Genomic DNA, 17,462 nt, shown 5'->3' with positions numbered 1-17,462 from the left:
TTGTACAGACCTAAAAATTTGCATCCTGGATTCTCGGCTGTTATAAAGTCTGCCGCCTTCAGCGGAACTAATCCAGCCCCCCCAAAAAGTCGCGCAAGATGTTCTCCGACCATTTCACTCTGAATTGGGTCATGCCTGAAACGCTGGGAACCGGGCCACGTTCGCTGATCGACCGGAATAGACGTTTATCTAGCCCAACGAGTTGGCAATCATGGTTAAACGAAGTCGTTTGCGAACAGCATTGGCCGAAGCCAGACTACGATCCCGTCAAAAGCGTCGACGGACATTACAGCAGAGTGTGTATCGCCGTCTTGAAAGTCTGGAAGAACGCACCGTTTTAGCGCATCTTTCCGGCCTGGGCGACATCGCGTTGACGACGGTCTCGGGCGACTCCGGCGCGGCGCATTTAGACGGTCCCACGCCAGGTTTTGTCGCGACGGATTCGTTTGCTCCGTCGGCGACCGCGTCTGAGATGATTGGTCAGCGGCCAAATCAACTGATCTACTTGGATTTTGACGGTGCGAATGCGGTTGAGTATTCCGGTCCAGTCACCCTAACGGCAATCGATGTGGCAGCCTTTGAACCGCCACCACACCTTGCCGGTCAATCGACAGCCATTGAACAAGCGACCTTCGAATCGCTGTCGCAAAGCTTTCCGTCCGGCGTCGTTTTCACCACAACGCAACCGTCGGATCAGGTCGAATACTCGACCGTCTATATCGGAGGAGACGACAGGACGTTTTCTGAGTTCGGTCATTTCTATGGTGTTGCCGAGCAGGTCGACCACGGCAATCAAGATCGCACGGACCTGGCATTCGTGTTTTCCGACGTCATTCCAAGCGTCGCCCAAACAGCTGAACGGTACGGCGAAGATTTGGCGCGAGTCGCGGCACACGAAATTGGCCACCTGCTAGGACTTGGACACGACGACCTGGACCATGATCATCCCGACGAGTCGATTCTGGCGGATGTCGCGTACAAACCACAAACGCACGTTGAGATCGCGAAGGACGTGCGCGCTGATCTGATCTCCGACGGCGTCCTGACGATTGCCGGACGATCCTACGACGTTCACCCGAAGATTCTCGAAGCGATAAAGAAGTACCCGAGTTTCTACTATGCGGGAGCGACGGGACCGGATGCCTTTCCGGATATCGTGTTCGGCCAGAGTCTGATCCATCCCGTCGACACGGGCATTTGGTTGCAACGAACGTTGGACATGGCTTGGGCCGCCCAGAATGATCCGGCATGGGGCGACGCCGAACGACTCCAGATCCTATCGTTCGTCTACGGGTATGCGACTCATGCTGCCGGCGACTCGTTCGCACATGGTTTGGTCAACGAATTCTCTCAAGGCGTTTTTCCCAACTTGCTCGACGCCGATCAGGAAGAGTTGGCAAACGCCGTGCGTCACTTCCTGGTCGAAAACTACATCGCCGAGGTCACCCCCGGTGCAGACACCGATGGCGTGCGAACCTTATTGCCCGACGGTGATATCAGCGATAGCTTCACCAATGGGATTACCTACGATGCCCCCAATCGTTTTCTTTACGAGACGCTGATCAAGCCGTTTCCCGGGGATCCGGCCGCCGAGGCCGATACCGGCTACACCACATTGAGCGTCAATACGGCGTCACAATCTTTCACTCGTTCCAGCGGCGACTTTGTGGCCGAAGGATTCGCCCCCGGCCAAACCGTGCATGGTTTTGGCTTTGCTGCGAACAACGGGACTTACACCGTCGTCAACGTACTCCCCAGCGTTCTCACCGTCGCCGAAGCGCTGTCCGCAGGCGACGCGGCCGGAAACGGTGATGAAGCCCTCGTGACCCAAGGAAGTCGCGGCGCAATCATCGACCGCTTCCTGGAGCTGAAGGCTGCTGTTGATTCGGCTGCCGACCTGGCGCTCGCAAATCTGGGTTTCCCCCCCAGTGACACCTTCGACAACCTCTTCACCGCCTACTTGGCCACGCCAACGCCGACGCCGCAGCAAACCGAAGAATTGTTTGTGGCATATCTGCTGAATTGGAGCCGAGAAATCGACGACGGTTTGGAAAATTGGGGAATAGTCGGACTCGCAACCTCGAAAGGCCTGTTCGATCCCCAGACACGCCGCGATCTGCAAAACAATCAGGGCGGTAACGTCGGCATCGACGTCGATCCGGCGCGCGGCGATCACGAGTCGGGCATCGGGAGCGTCGACGTGATCTTTGAACTCCTGGAAGATCCCAACCAGGATGACAATCACGATGATTCGTTTATCAACAACCACCTGCTGCCGATGTTCGGGGTGCCGCAGCAATTGGCGGAACTGAACGGCATCTTCAGCGACTTTTCGGACTTCGTGCAAGACAACATCGCCGGACCGGTGCGGTTGATCTTGAACCCCGTCACCGAAACCCTCGCGGATTTGAAGCAAATCCCGAAACAGTTCATCAAAGACATGATCCTGGAACGCTACGGTTTCAACGTGGACCAGGTGGAACTGCTGACACATGTGTCCAACAAGATGGACCTCAAGTCGTTCGCACTTGGCGACAGCATGGTCCCGATCTTCAAGCCGGGGGATCACGAGAGAATCAATCAATACCTGGGCATCAAGGGCTTCGAGAACAGTGAGTTATTGCAGGATGCGTTGAAATCCATCCCCGGGCTGGAGTTCTACGACAACGCAACGATCTCGATCAGCCCCAATGTCGAGTTCGACAAATCCAAATTCGCGGCTTATGCCAACGGCGTGACGTTGAGCAAGATGCTGCTGCTGATGGACGATCCGATTGATGCCGAAACCGTCGGGTCGGGCCAACTCTCCCAGTTGATGACCGACTTGACCGGCGCTCCTTACGAGTGGTCGCTACTAAACCTGAACGGAAATCACGGCGGAAATATTTTCACCACGACGTTGCCAAAACCGGGCGTCGAAGTGCTTGTTGCTCCCGAGTTCGGCCCGACCGGTTTTGTTCCGGTCGATTCACAACCCTGGCTGCGGACGATCGATGGGGGGAGTTGGCGAGATCAAGTTGTCAACCGCACGACCGCCTTGTACCGGGTCAGCTCGCCGTCACCGGGCGCCCCCAACGCGACTGCCGTCTGGACGGTAGATGTGGCACCGAATCATGAGTACGAAATCCAAGTCTCGTGGATGCACAACGTCACGACCCGAATCGATGACCCCAACGTCGATGATGCCGGGTTGGAATTTCCTCATCTTGACGACGTCCCGCTTGATCCCGCCGGCGCCGCAACCTATCGCGTCTACGACGGGGACACGCTGATCGGTCACATTTCGATGGATCAGAGGCGTTTCAACACGGACGTTGTTGATGGCGACGTGACCTTTGACATCCTGGAGAAATCCGGTCAGTCGACGTTTTTGATCGAAAGCGGCACACTGCGAATTGAACTGGACAACGATGCCGACGGCCACGTGATCGCAGGTCCCGTTCGTATCGTATCGGCACCGCAGTATGTGATCCACCGCGAAGGATCAAAGATCGGCGTTCCACCGACCTTGCTGGAAATCCCCGCTGCGACACCGGATGAGTTGGCCGTCGTGATTCGCGATGGCGGATTACGAGAGTACTGGCGCTGCAACGGAAACACGGGGCAGTGGGATCCGGCACCCGATCAAGATCCGCAGCGTGTGCAAGTGAACCGAGATCCCACGACATTGGCGCAGATTCCCGGGAGCGGATACTCCGAACAAGGTGGTCCCTGGTCCGACCTGGCCTTCGGGCCGCCGACGATCGGGGGCGGAAACGGGAATTTCCCGCTCTGGGAAAGCTCCGTTCTGCGACCGGCGTTTCGTCAATTGTTCACCGATTGGCAAAATGGTCCGCTGCAGTTCCCCGATCTTGGAGACCAAACGTCTGCAGATCCGAACACGACGACCGTTGCCGCAACCGCCCAGATCCCGGATCTGTCGACCCCGTTCGGGCCGGCACCTGCCGCACCGACGACCCAAAGCGACGTTATCGTCGACCTGGTGGTCGCCGACGCCCAGGTCCTCAATTACGGTGACGTCACCATCACCGGCATTCGCGGCAACGCCAGCGGCGGCGCCGACACGCTGACCATCGTCTCCAGCGGAACGGTCCAGATCGCCGGCGATGTCGGCGGCGCAGGGCTGAACGATTTGACCATCCAAGCGGAACGGATCTTGATCGATCCGGGCGTGACGGTGTCACTTCCCGGTGACGCCGTTTTGACAAGCATCTCGCTGGAACAGCTTCAATGGACCGTCGGTTTTGACAACGCTGTCTTTCAGTCAAGTCGTTCTGCGGCATCCATCCAGATCGGTGAAGGCGTCACGATCAACGCCCACGATATTCTGTTGGATACCAATGCGGCAAACAACAAAGTCGCCATCGATTCCGGGACAGGAACGCTAACTGACCTACAGCTTGATCTCGCCGACGACGAGGTGGCGCCGATCGGCGCGGTTGCCACGGGCGTGTTGTCCCAAGCGACCTCGCGTCTGGTCATCGCCTCAGGCGTCAACTTAAACGCCGGCAGAAATCTGAGCCTGGACGCGCACGCGGAAGCCGGCAACACGCTGAAAACCGTTGGCGACTATTTCGGATTCGTCTACGGCGGATCGACGCCGACGGCGGAAATCATCGTTGCCGATGGTGCCGTGCTGACGGCGGCCGGACGCGTTGATGTCAATGCATCGGCGAACAACGATCTGAACATCAAGACACTCGTCCCGGATGGCCCGGGCAGCCGCCATTACTCGGTATCATACGGGAAATCGCGGGTCACTTCCCGGATCGAACTCCAGGCCGGATCGTCGATCAACGCATCGACGATTTCGATCAACTCCGACAACCAAAACGCCTACGTCAACGTTGCCGAAGCCGCCGGATTCACCGACAGTGAAAGCGTCGGTGTCGGTGCGGCTCTCGTCTTGGGGACAAATCAGTCAGCGGCAACGACCGATGTCGCCGCGGCGATCAACGTGAGGGGAGACTTGACGGTCCGAGCCAATGCGGACGACAACCGGAATGAATCGCGCGCCTTCGGCCAGGTTACGCAGCACATCGATTCCGCTGTGGCGAACGCACTGCAGGAAATCGAAGATGCCCTCAAAAGCATCGATACACAATTCCTATTGGTCGATCACGATGTCGATGCGTCGGTCGTGCTGCCGGAACTGGCGATCGGTGCCGCGGTGGTGTTCGTCGAGAGTGAAAACAAGGCTGCGGCGCTGATTGACGACGGCGCAGACGTCGTCGTCGATGGTGACCTGATCCTCCGATCGGTCGCCGAGGAGAACTACCAGTCATCAGCGACCGCCAACACCGCCAACGCAACTGACATGGGGCTGGCAGGCGCAATCGTATTCTCGCGTTTGGCGAATCAGGCGACGGCCTTCGTCGGTCCCAACGCGGTCGTCGATGTATCAGGGACGATCGACATCGATTCCGATTCGGTGATCAAGAATCCGGTACCGGTCTTCGACCCGACAATTTCACTGACCGATACCGACACTGCGACGGGAGAGGATCGGATTCGGGAGGAATACGACGACGCCGATGCGGTCGCAAAACGCATTGGCGACCAATTTGTCAACGATGGCGGCGGAGCAGCACCCGCGGATCTGGCGGCGTTTTTGACACCGTCCTTGTCGGACAAATCGCTGGTCGGTAGCAGTTTTGTGCAAGCTGGCAGCGCGTCGGAAAATGGTGACGTCGTTCAGGCCGGTGTCAATTTCCTTGATGTCTACAACCAATCCGCGGCGGGAATCTCGGCGGGCGCTCAAATCAATCAGCGAAACTTCGGCGCCGATGTGGATCAGGACATCCTTCTTGACGCCGATGCGACGATCCAGATGGCCATTCTTGCCGGTCTGAGTTCCGCACTCAACTTTGCCGACGGCCCCGGCGGCGTTGACGATGTTTATGGCGGATACTTCAACGTCCTGTTGGCCGATAACTATGCTCACGCCACCATCGATGACCGCGCGGATGTCGGTGCAGTTCGCGATGTTCGTCTCAGTTCGCGAACGACGAACAACCTTCTGTCCGTGGTGGAAGCCGGAGAAAACGGCAGCAGTAATCTAGGCGTCCTGGGTGCCGTCAGCCTGATTGTGCTGGGACACGAATCGATCGCCAACATCGAAGATCGAGCGCGTGTCTCGGCAGGCAACGACGTTGTGATCAATGCGACGAACACCGGCGACGTCGTGAATATCGCCGGCGGCCTGGTGTCAGCAGGTGACACCGGCGTCGGTGTCTCGGCTGCAGTCACGATCGTCACCGAACCGCGAGCATTGGATGAAGGCGGCAGCCGAGACGAGGAGCTCGATTTGCACGCCAAGACACATGCATTCATCGGCGACCGACGCGAGGACGTGCCTGGCAGCGGCACGGGCGGCGAGACAGGTCGGGTGACGTCGGGCAACGACGTCTTGCTCGATGCCACCTCGACGCTTGAAACGTGGACCATGTCAACGTCAGGCGCCGAGGCGGGGCAAGCGTTCGATCGACTAGGGGGGCTGGCAAACCTGCACAACGGGTTTGAGTATGGGATCGGGGTTTCAGGCGACGCGGCAGTTAACCTGCTGACCTCAAGCGTGCAAGCATTCATTAGAGACAGTGATCGCGTTGCAGCCGGAAATAACATCGCTCTCAATGCATTGGATGCACCGCTGGTCATCACCGGTGCCGGAGCCGTCGCGTTCGGCAGTCATTTGGGAATCGGAGGCTCGTTGGCGCACAACGAAGTGAAGGGAGCGACGCGTGCTTACACCCAAGACACGACATTGGTGGCGGCCAACGTCACTGTCAAAGGGAAAACTGACAACAAACTTGTCGCGATCTCCAACGGCGGCAGCGGTACCAAGGCGAGTGTCGCGGTCGCCGGTTCAGTCAATCTTAACAACTTGGACACGGTCGCCGAAGCAGCGCTCGGCGATCGGACCGTCGCTCACATCCCCAACGACATCATCATCGACTCCGACGGAAACCTGTTGTTGATTTCAACCGCCGGAGGGTCGTCGGCGACGAACCATGGATTCTTGGCACTTGGAACGGCTCTCGACCTGGGAACCATCGCCAACGGCGCCGACGCCTTTGTCGGCATCGACGCGGATGTCTCGACTCCGAATGACCTGGTGGTGGACGCAAAGACGCTGGAAACGGTTCGGACGGTGACCGCGTCGGTGGCGCGTGGGGGCGAAGGCCCGCGGCACCGAGCTTTTTTGAATAACGATTCATCCGCTCCGTTCAACGGTGCCAGCGGACAAGACGCCGGTGGCGGCGACACGTTAACCACCTCAATCACACTTGGCGACATCGACTCAGACGGTGACCTCGATCTCGTCACCGGCAATTTTGGCCAGTTCAATCGCCGCTACCTCAATGACGGATCCGGAAATTTTGAAGAAGGCAAAGAGATCGGAAGCCTGATCGCGTCGCTTCAGAATTTTGAAGTCCCCTACTTCACCCGCGACGCAATTGTTCCCGACTTCACGACCGACATCAAATTGGTTGACGTCGACAGTGACGGCGATTTGGACGCGATTTCGGGAAACCTGGGGCAACCCAATCGTGTGTACATCAACGAAGGCGAAGGAAACTTTGCCGCTGCAAAACTGCACTTCAGGATCGACATCGGTCTGCCCGAGCTGCCAAACCTGGAGATCGAACTGCCGGCCATCTCGCAACGGCTGATTGATGCCGCATCGGATCCACAAGGGGCGCTGCAAGATCTGCTCTCACCGGACAATTCGTTCCTAACGGACTTCGTCAAAGACGTCCAATCGGTGATTGATAAACAGCTCGATCTCGTCCGCCTGGCGCGTGATTCGGTCGATTTCCGCTACGAACCCGGGAGCAAACGATTCGTCCTGGAAATCCCAGGCAGCACGATCGAACTCGGCAATCCCTTAGACTTTGCCCGCGATCTACTTGAAGCGCAATCGAGACTTGACGACGATTTCAGTTTCGGGTCGGAGGTCGTCGGTGCGACGCTAAAGTCCACCGACACTCATCTCGACAACCGATCGATCGAGGATGTCGTCAGTGACCTTGAAAAGGCCCTGGTCGACACGGGTGTGTTCGCGTCAGGCACGTTCGCCATCGGGATTGATCCCGACCAGCAAAACAAAATCACCATTGATTCAGCGGTGCGCGACGTTCAGTTCGTCGACACGGGAGCCATTGAAGCGTTTCTTAACCGCAACCTTCGCCACCAGGGCTATTACGGCGAAGCCCCGTTTTCGCTGACCGTCAATGACACCAGCGACCAATCCAGCGGTGCGCAGCAATTCGACGTCGTGCTGGGCAAGCCGGGAGAATTCATCCACTTTGAAGACGACACTAAGTTTCTCGAGTTCATTCAAACCGCAGTTGACGACGCCGCCGGCGCTGTTCAAGCACCACTTGGCATCAAGGTAACGCTGGACAACGGACTGGTACAATTTGGTCCTAAATCCGAACACTACGAAGTGTCTTCCTCGGCGGCAGACGTTGCATCGGCGACGGTGGAGACCCATCGCAGACGCTTCTACGTCACCGAAGACTTTGCGTTTAGACTCTCGGTCATCGATGCGGATCTGACCACCGCGATTGCGGTCGCGGATATCAACCGAGACGGCACGATGGATGTGATCGCCGGTAATCTGAACCAACCGGCACGCGTCTATTTCAACGATCCGGTCGGCGTGTGGGAGCGGATCGTTGACGTGTTCACCAATTTCGGCGCGTCGACAACCGGCGGCGACTTTGGGGTCGGTCGGGATGTCACCAGTGATACAGGACTGACAACCGCAATCGCAGTTGCGGATGTGGATGGAAAAGACGGTCCGGATATTATCGTCGGAAACGTCGGCTTCGATATCGCCGACGCGCTTGAGAAGAATCTGATCGGTGTCAAGGATTTCGCCAGCGATGTCGTGATCAGCATCCAAGATTTCATCAACAACACGGCGGTGACCTTGTTGGATCTGGTGGAAGACGGACTGGTCGATTCGCTGGACTTTCTTCAGAACAAGTTGCTGCTCGCTCAGGATTTGATCGATCAGGGATTGACCGACTTGGGCAAACTGACGACGGCGGGATTGATTCCGCCCGGCGCTCCTCCCGGGGCGACCATCCCGTTGAATCCCCTCTTAAATTCCGGTCTGGTCAATTTGAATAGCCTGGTCTCCAGTGGGCTTTTGGACGCCGGCGACCTCGTCACACAAGGGCTGAATTTGACGACAGTGCTCAAAGCGCAACTCGTCAATTTGAGGGAGTTGGTCGATGCCGGGTTGGTCGATTTCGGCGATCTGGTCGAAGAGAATCTTGACCTGAAACGACTGACGTCACTCAGCCCACTCGGCGGCCAATCCCGCATTTATCTCAACCGCGGCGACGGTACCTTCGGCGATGATGACCAAACCGCCGGTGTCGAATACGTCCTCGACCTTGGGGCCGATCGATACATCACCACCTCGATCGCGACGGGGTTAGTCAACAACGACCAATACGTTGACCTCGTGCTGGGAACGGCCGACCAGGGGTCGCTTCTGTTCCTCGGTAATGGTGACGGGACTTTCAGCGATCCGACGGTGATCAGCGATGTCTTTGGGAATCCCGTGACTCAGCCGACGACATCCGTCGCGCTGGCGGACATGGATGGGGACGCGGATCTTGATTTGGTGGAAGGCAATCTGAATCGCCCGAACCGGATCTACCTGAATACCAATGGTGTGTTCGGCGTCGGAGCCGATATTTCTGTCGAATCGATTGGAACCTCATCGATTGCCGTGGGCGACATCAACGGCGGAAATCGTGATGTCGTCGCCGCGGAGGTCAACGCCGCAATCGGAGTCGCCGGTTCGGTTGCCATGTTAAATGCGGGCGGGCAAATCAACGCGTACGTCGGATCCGGCGCGAGCGTCGTGACCGATCGCAGCCTGAGCGTAACCGCCAACGATCATGCCGATATCATCACGGTCGCCGGCGCCAACGCGTCGGGGGGATCACTGAGCGTCGGGCTTTCTTTGGCATCGCCAAATGTGGTGCGCGAAATCAGCGCGTCCATCGACGGTACCGTTCACGCCGCCCAAGGCAACGACGCGACCGCGGTCGAACGCCACGTCCTTGTCAACGCAACCGCAACGGATGATTTGATCACGTACGCCTCCGGCACAGCGTTGTCGCGAGAGAAGGGCCTGGTCGCATCGGCGGTTTGGAATCGAATGGACAGCGTCGTCGATGCCCACATCGGGGCCGGCGCCGATGTGCAGGCCGCCAACACCAATTCGGCGGCCAAGCAATCGGTGAATGTGTTGGCCGATCACGTCACCAACGCGATTGGCGTGGCACGAAGTATGTCTTTGGCCTCCAATATCGGCGTCGGAGCGGCACTGGACGGCCATTTTCTCGGCAAGACGATTCGCGCTCACATCGATGGCAAGAACGCCGCAAATCCCTACCAACCACGCACAAACGTTCGTGGTTTGGACCATGTCACGGTTCATGCCGACTCGATCGAAAACATCGACTCGACCGCCTACGGTGTCGCCGGCAGCTTCGAAATCTCCATCGCCGGTTCCGTCTCGTATGCCAAAATCGACCGCAACACCTACGCAACCCTCAACGGGCTTGATGGAATCGACGTGTGGTCGGATGGAAACGTCGTCATCCTGGCGACCAACAACGCGCCTGATTTCAAAGCCACAGCCGGCACAGGCAGCTTTGGCCTGATCGCTGCAGGAGTCTCGGCCGTCGTGTTGGAGAACAGCGCCGATACAAGGGCGTTCATCGAAGGAGCCGCACGCGTCGATGCCCTGGCCAATCGCGCTGCTCAATCGGTTCGGATCGAAGACGACCTCGGCACGCTGACCGATCAAGCGCTTCGCGGTGTGATCATTTCCGCCGTCAACTTGCTGTCGCTCGACGACGACACGAAAGCCGAAGGCGGATCGCTGGGCGGAATCTCGGTCGCCGGCTCGGCGAAAGTGCTGGTCGCCGACAACAGCGCAAAGGCATACATCGATCGAGGCGATCATGCCACCGGTGGACCGGTCATCAACCGAAACGATTCGGGCCGTTCCAGTTCCCAGTCGGTCACGGTTGTCGCCCGTGACAATGTCGCCGCCAGTCGATTAGGATTTGACTACTCAATCGGGATTCTTGCTGATATCAGTGCGGTCTACGAAAGCTCCGATGTCAAACAAAACACCGAGGCTTACATCGGAGATGGTGCCGACGTCGATGCCGACGCAGACGTTAATGTCCAAGCCCATTCGATCAATAATGTCACCATCCTTGCCGGTTCCGGAGCCGCCGGACTGGTTTTGGTTGGCACTGGCATCGGCGCCAATCACGCCTTGCAAGCCGAAACTGCCGCTTTTGTGGGGCGGTCAAAAGTCAATACGCCCAGCCGGGTGCGTGTGAGGTCCAAAAGCTACAGTGATATGTTGGTTGTTGGCGTCGCGGGAGCCATCGGCGGGCTAGCCGGTGTGGAGTTCATGTTGTCAGACATGAACACAGGCGGACAGACCAACGCATCGATCAATGGTGATGTCAACGCCGCGACGATCGATGTCTTTGCCGATGTCGATCTTACCAGCCACGCGATCGCATTCCTGCCGGGCGCTTCGGGGCTGGTGACCGCAAACATCGCCAAACCTTCGATCCGATCGGACCAGGGTGTTCACTCCTCACTGGGACCTTACGCCGTGCTGGATGCGACGGATGTGAATGTCCAGGCGAACACAAAACAGAAGGGTTACGCCGACGTGTTCGGTCTTGCCGGCGGAACCGTCACTGTGTCGCAGATGTCGCTGTTGGCCGACCTCGGTGGCCAAACCATTGCCTCTGTCAACAGCGGCGCAAGGGTGACTGCCGACGGCTTTGATGTGACCGCCCACGGAGACAATGCCGCCATCACAAAACCATCCTTCGTCGGCATCGGAACGTACGCCAAAGCGGGCGGCGGAGAAGAATCACACGTCTCGAAAATTTCGCATCACGTGGGGGTTTTTCACGGCGGCGATCTCGCGGACGTTTTTGATCCTCAGACCGCGGTCGACGACAACGTCCGACCGATAATCGGATACGACTCGGAAAATGATCTACTCGTCGTCGATCCCCGCCAGGGCCTTCAGGACGGCGATGCCGTTTACTACCGATTTGACGACGATGGAGGTGATGAGTCGATCATCGAAGGATTAAGCACTGCCACACTGTACTATGTTCGAGTCAGCAACATCCCGGCGGAAACGTCGTCCGGTGAATCGCCAAAGCTTCTTGTCTCGCTGCACACCTCAAAGGACGACGCCGAAGGTGATGGACAAAACCCCGTCTCCATCTCCGATTCTCGTTCGACAATTGGACGCCATGAAATCGAACGCGTCGCCGATGACGGCAGCGAACTTAAAGACACCTTTTCCGTTGCGGGTGCCGATGCGTTTGTCACCGGCGACGCCGTTTACTATGACTCCGGCGACGGGACACCGGTCGGTGGACTGGTTTCCGGCCAACTGTACTACGTGCGTGTTCAACACGACGTAGGGAAATTCCGCGACAGTGGTCAACAGACCGCAATCTCGCTCCATGCGTCTCGGGCCGATGCCGATTCAGGCGCATCCCCGATCGGGCTTCGTCGTGATTCGGCCGACGGCGACGGGCATCGACTTACTCGCGTCAGCCAAATCCAGGTGGTCGCCGATCGGGTCACCTTTGCGGCCACTTCGGACAACGACGCCCAGGCGTCCACGTTAGGGATTCAAGCTGCGATCGTTTCCGACGTCGATCTGAATCCGACCGCCATCGTCAGCGGCGTCACCCGAGCGAATTTTGGCGGACAAGCCTTGATCAATGCCAAAGCATTGGACGTCACCGCGTTTGCCGACAACGCAGCCGACGCGAGCGTCACGCCCATCACCGTCTCCGGTGTGCAAATGGAAAGCATGCTGTTATCGGCTGATGTCAGCCACCACGTCGATGCATCACTCGGTGCGGACCGTAGAACCGATGAAAGCGAAAATCCGCCGGTCGAATTTCAAGGCGAAATCACCCTGCACGATGGCAAACTCAACGTCGATGCGTCGTCGCTCAATCGCGGGACGGTCGACCAATTCGGGATTTCTGCCAGCGGTGTCGGACTCAGCAACATCAAATCAAACGTCCATCTTGGCGGGTCCACCCAGGCACATGCCGGCGGGGATGTGGTTGTCAACGCGAATAGCGTCAGCAGTCCTACGGGCTTCGACGTCCATGCGTCGTCGGACAATATCGCACTCTCAAAATCGCTGGGGATTGAGGTCACCGGAGTCGTTTGCACGGAAGTCCCTCCGGCCGGAGAAGATCCGCCATGGTACTGCGGCGCGGACGCGACCTCCGTCACAACCGATCACCGAACGGGAGCTTTCGTCGCGCCAGGTGCACAGATCGCCGTCAACAACGCCGGCCTTGACGTCCGTGCCGAAACAATCCGCAACGAAGCGTTGATAGACGTAACGAACTTGGGCATCATCGGTCTGCAGATTAGCGAAACACTGTCCACGGTCGATGCGGGCGGATCGACTCGCGCCCACGTGGAACAGGGAGCGATGATCCAAGCCGATACTCTTGCTGTCCGTGCCCTCGGCGAGAACAACCGCGCAGCGATCAATACCATCACACTCACACAGACCGGCGCTTCGGTCGAAGCGATCGATCTGGTGGCAAAAACCAATCACAAGGTGGAAAGTCACATCGGACCGGCGCCAGGGACGGAACCCGATTGGACCCTGCGTGGTGTGATCGACGTCGGCACGAGCACGTTGACGGTCGATGCCCGTTCTGAAAGTCTCGCCGTCGTGGATCAGATCGGTTTCAACCTGTCAACGTTGTCGATCAAACGCGTGTTGCCCAACGTCACGACGGGGGGAGAAACGTCCGCCTCCCTGGGCGGTGATTACGCGATCACCGCCGGTACGGTCAACCTCAACGGCGACGCCGACGTACGTGCACAATCCAAGGTGATGTCGTTCCAAGTGACGGAACTCGGCCAAAACATTGCGGAATCCAATGTTTCTACCGCGAATGATGTCCGTGTCTTTGTCCAACCTCGTGCCGACATCAACGTGATCGGCGGCGGGCTTGATCTATCAGCCACCACGTCTCGTAACGAAGCCACCTTGGAATCCGCCTCGCTCGGGATCGCCGGTCTGAGTCTCTCGGAGATCGAGACCGATCTCAATGCGGCAGGATCGACGAGCGCTTACATCGGCGATCGAGCCGCCGTTGACGCCAAGACCGTTCACATTGATTCCAATGCCGCGAATAACCTTGCCGAATCCCGAGCCATCACACTCGGCTACAGCGGGCTGTCGATCGACACGGCAAAAATCGACGCAAATACCGAGCATACTGTCAACGCTTTTATCGACGCAGATTCGACCGACCAGACGTTCGAGTCAACGGACGACGTCGACACGGCCTTTCAAGCGTTCGACCCGGCATCCGCCGTCGATCCCGATGCCAACATCATTCAATTGGGCGATCTTACCGGTTTCGAAAACGGAGGTGCATTTTTCTATCGCAAGGGCGGAGGCGACAACCGAGACATCGGCGGCTTGAAAAACGGCAGCCTCTATTTTGTCCGTTTGGTCGATGTTGACAATTTGCGGATCAGTTTGCACAGGTCTCAGGCCGATGCGATGACTGGCGAAGCCCCGATCGACCTGACCGTCGATGCAGAACTCGGTACCGGCCATCGCCTCGACTCCATCACGCTGAACTCGATCACATTAGAGTCTGTCACCGACTATCGCACGGGGGATCAAATCCGCTATCGAGCGCGTGGCGACGAGGCGATTGGAGGGTTGAACGACGGAGGCATCTACTATGTGTCACTGGCGATCGATCAAAACCTGGTTTGGATACACGAAACCAAAGCCGATGCCGTGCTGGGCCGCAACGCCATCGCCCTCTCGTCTCCACCAGCCCGCGGTGATCGACATCAACTTGTCCCACTGACGACCGTCACGGCGGATCAGGGCGCCATCGCGGTTTCGGCAAATTCTACGAATCTGGCCCGCGTCAACGAAACCACACTCGACGTGGCCGGGTTCAACTTTCAAGCCTTCTCGCCGTCGGTCAACACGGGAGGTCGAACACAGGCGTACCTGGGAGCGGGTGGCCTGTTGGTCAATGCTGCTGCGGTGGAAATCAAAAGTGATGCCGACAGTCGAGCGGTTTCGGAATCATTAGCTGTAGCGATCCGCGGCGCATCGATCAGCGCGCCCGCACATTCGATTGGTACCAGCCACGAGGCTCAATCATTTGTGGGAGCGGGCGCCGACGTGGAACTCTCCAGCGGCGCTCTGACGTTGAGTGCGATCACGTCTCGGAACCATGCATCCAATACGACCACCGCGATCGGCATCAGCGGGTTCGATATCGGGGTGCTGAAGGCAACGGTGAATGCCGCCGGCGCAACGAGAGCCTTCGTCGACCAAGGGGCATCGATCGTCGCCTCGGGAGTGGATCTGGACGCTAAATCGAACAACACCCAGGCGTTGATCAACACGTTCTCACTCACCGGAACCGGCGCGAAAGTCCAGCTCTCGAACCTCGTCGCGCGGACCGACCATACCGTTGAATCGTACATCGGCCCCCGTGGCGGAACCTCCAGCGACGGTGTAGCGGCGGGAAGGATCCAAGCCACCAGTGGTTCGATCGATGTTGACGCGGACTCCACGAACTTGGCCACCATCGATGAAATCGGCATCAACCTTGCGGGATACTCGCTGGAGGCCGTCAGTCCCGAAGTGACGACCGGTGGCGCGACTCGCGCCTATGTCGGCGGAGCGTTTACGTTCAACTCCGCGGGCTTGAATGTCGCGGCGACTTCTGACAACCGTGCCACCACCAAAGCGCTCGCGATCGAAATAAAGGGTGCGGGAATCAGCGTCCCGAAGAAATCGATTTCGACCGATCACACCAATGAATCATTTGTCGGTGCCGATGCTGACCTTCGCGTCAGCGGCGCACTGAACCTGAATTCGACGACGACACGAAATCACGCCACATTGTTGTCCACAACCTTCGGAATCGCGGGGCTGGATTTGTCCTATGCCGAAACGAATGTGAGCTCGGCCGGCAAGACGCGTGCTTTTCTCAACCACGGTGCAAGGGTCGATGCGGGTGCGTTGAATCTCTCGGCCGTTTCGGAAAACAATCGCGCGAGCGTCGAAACGTTCTCGTTTGAAATCGCGGGCACCTCATTGCAGGTTGCACACTTGAACGTCGACACCTCGCACGATGTTGAATCCTACATCGGCCCGGGACTGGGTGTTTCGAATTCCGGTCTGGACACCGGCGAACTGACCGTCACCAGCGGGACGATCGTACTGGACGCCCGTTCGGACAGTTTGGCACGCGTGAACGAGATCGGATTTAGCGTCGCAGAACTCTCCGTCGAAGTCATGAGCCCCGACGTCAAGACGTCGGGCAACACGCGAGCATTCTTGGGCGGAGCATTCGACGTCAATGCCTCGAACGTCAACGTCACGGCGCGATCGAATAACGTTGCCACGTCCGACGCATTCTTTTTGCAGGTGGCCGGAGCCGCCGTTTCCGCTCCCACCAAAAACGTGTCGACGGATCATGTTACCGAAGCCTTCGTGCGCGATGACTCAGTCGTCGATCTTGTCAACGGCAACCTGAAACTCGATGCTCAATCAACGAACAACGCCTACCTGGACGAACTACAGCTTTCACTGACGGGGTTGAATATTTCGTTTGCCAACACGGAAGCGAAGGTTGACGGCACGACGCGTGCCTACATCGGTTCCGCCGCACGCGTGACCGGTCGCGACATCGACGTCGTCTCATCGGCCAGCAATACCGCCGACGTGGGCAGCCGGACGTTGGGGATTTCGGGTGCCAACCTCAGTTTCGCGTCGATGGAAGCCATCTCATCCCACGATGTATCGGCCCATACCGGATCGAATTCGATCATCGACGTGACGGGCGACGTTTCCTTCCGGGCTCTCAACCCAACGAATACCGCGACGGCCAAAACGCAAGAACTCGCGATTCGTTTGCTCAGTGGTGGCCAGGTGAGTGCCGACGCGGTGGTCGAAGGAACCGTTGTCGCTCAGATCGGCAACAATTCGACCATCGATGCGGGAAGTTTGACCGTCAAAGCCGATTCCGTTAACAGCCATGCGGACGCGAGTGGCGAAGCCGTACGACTGACGTTGGTTTCCGGGCACATCATCAGGGCGGATGCGGACGTCGATCTGGATGTCACTGCATCGATCGGTTCCGCCCAGGTCACCACGTCGGGCAACGTCACAGTTGACGCGGACGGGCACAGTCGCGCCGACGCGTTGAGCGGCCAGATCGGAGTCAGCCTGGCATCGCTAGCTTCCTCCGACGCGATCGCCCGCGTGAGGAATTCCGTCACGGCGTCCATCAACGACGGCGCGAGCCTGACTGCCTATCGTGTCAGTGTCACCGCGGACAACGATCGCG

The 17,462-nt window shown here is 58.2% G+C and carries 1 protein-coding gene (cut by a window edge); it reads left to right on the top strand.

What is annotated here, in order from left to right:
• Nucleotides 1-211: 211 nt before the first annotated feature.
• Nucleotides 212-17,462 carry the start of a DVUA0089 family protein gene (locus Mal15_RS14355; RefSeq protein ID WP_147868403.1) on the top strand. 31,697 nt of this gene lie beyond the right edge of the window, so the window shows 17,251 of its 48,948 coding nt (coding positions 1-17,251); it begins with the start codon at nt 212-214; the stop codon falls past the right edge of the window.

The organism is Stieleria maiorica, assembly GCF_008035925.1.
GTDB classification, from domain to species: domain Bacteria; phylum Planctomycetota; class Planctomycetia; order Pirellulales; family Pirellulaceae; genus Stieleria; species Stieleria maiorica.
This window is presented reverse-complemented; position numbering and strand designations above follow the sequence as displayed.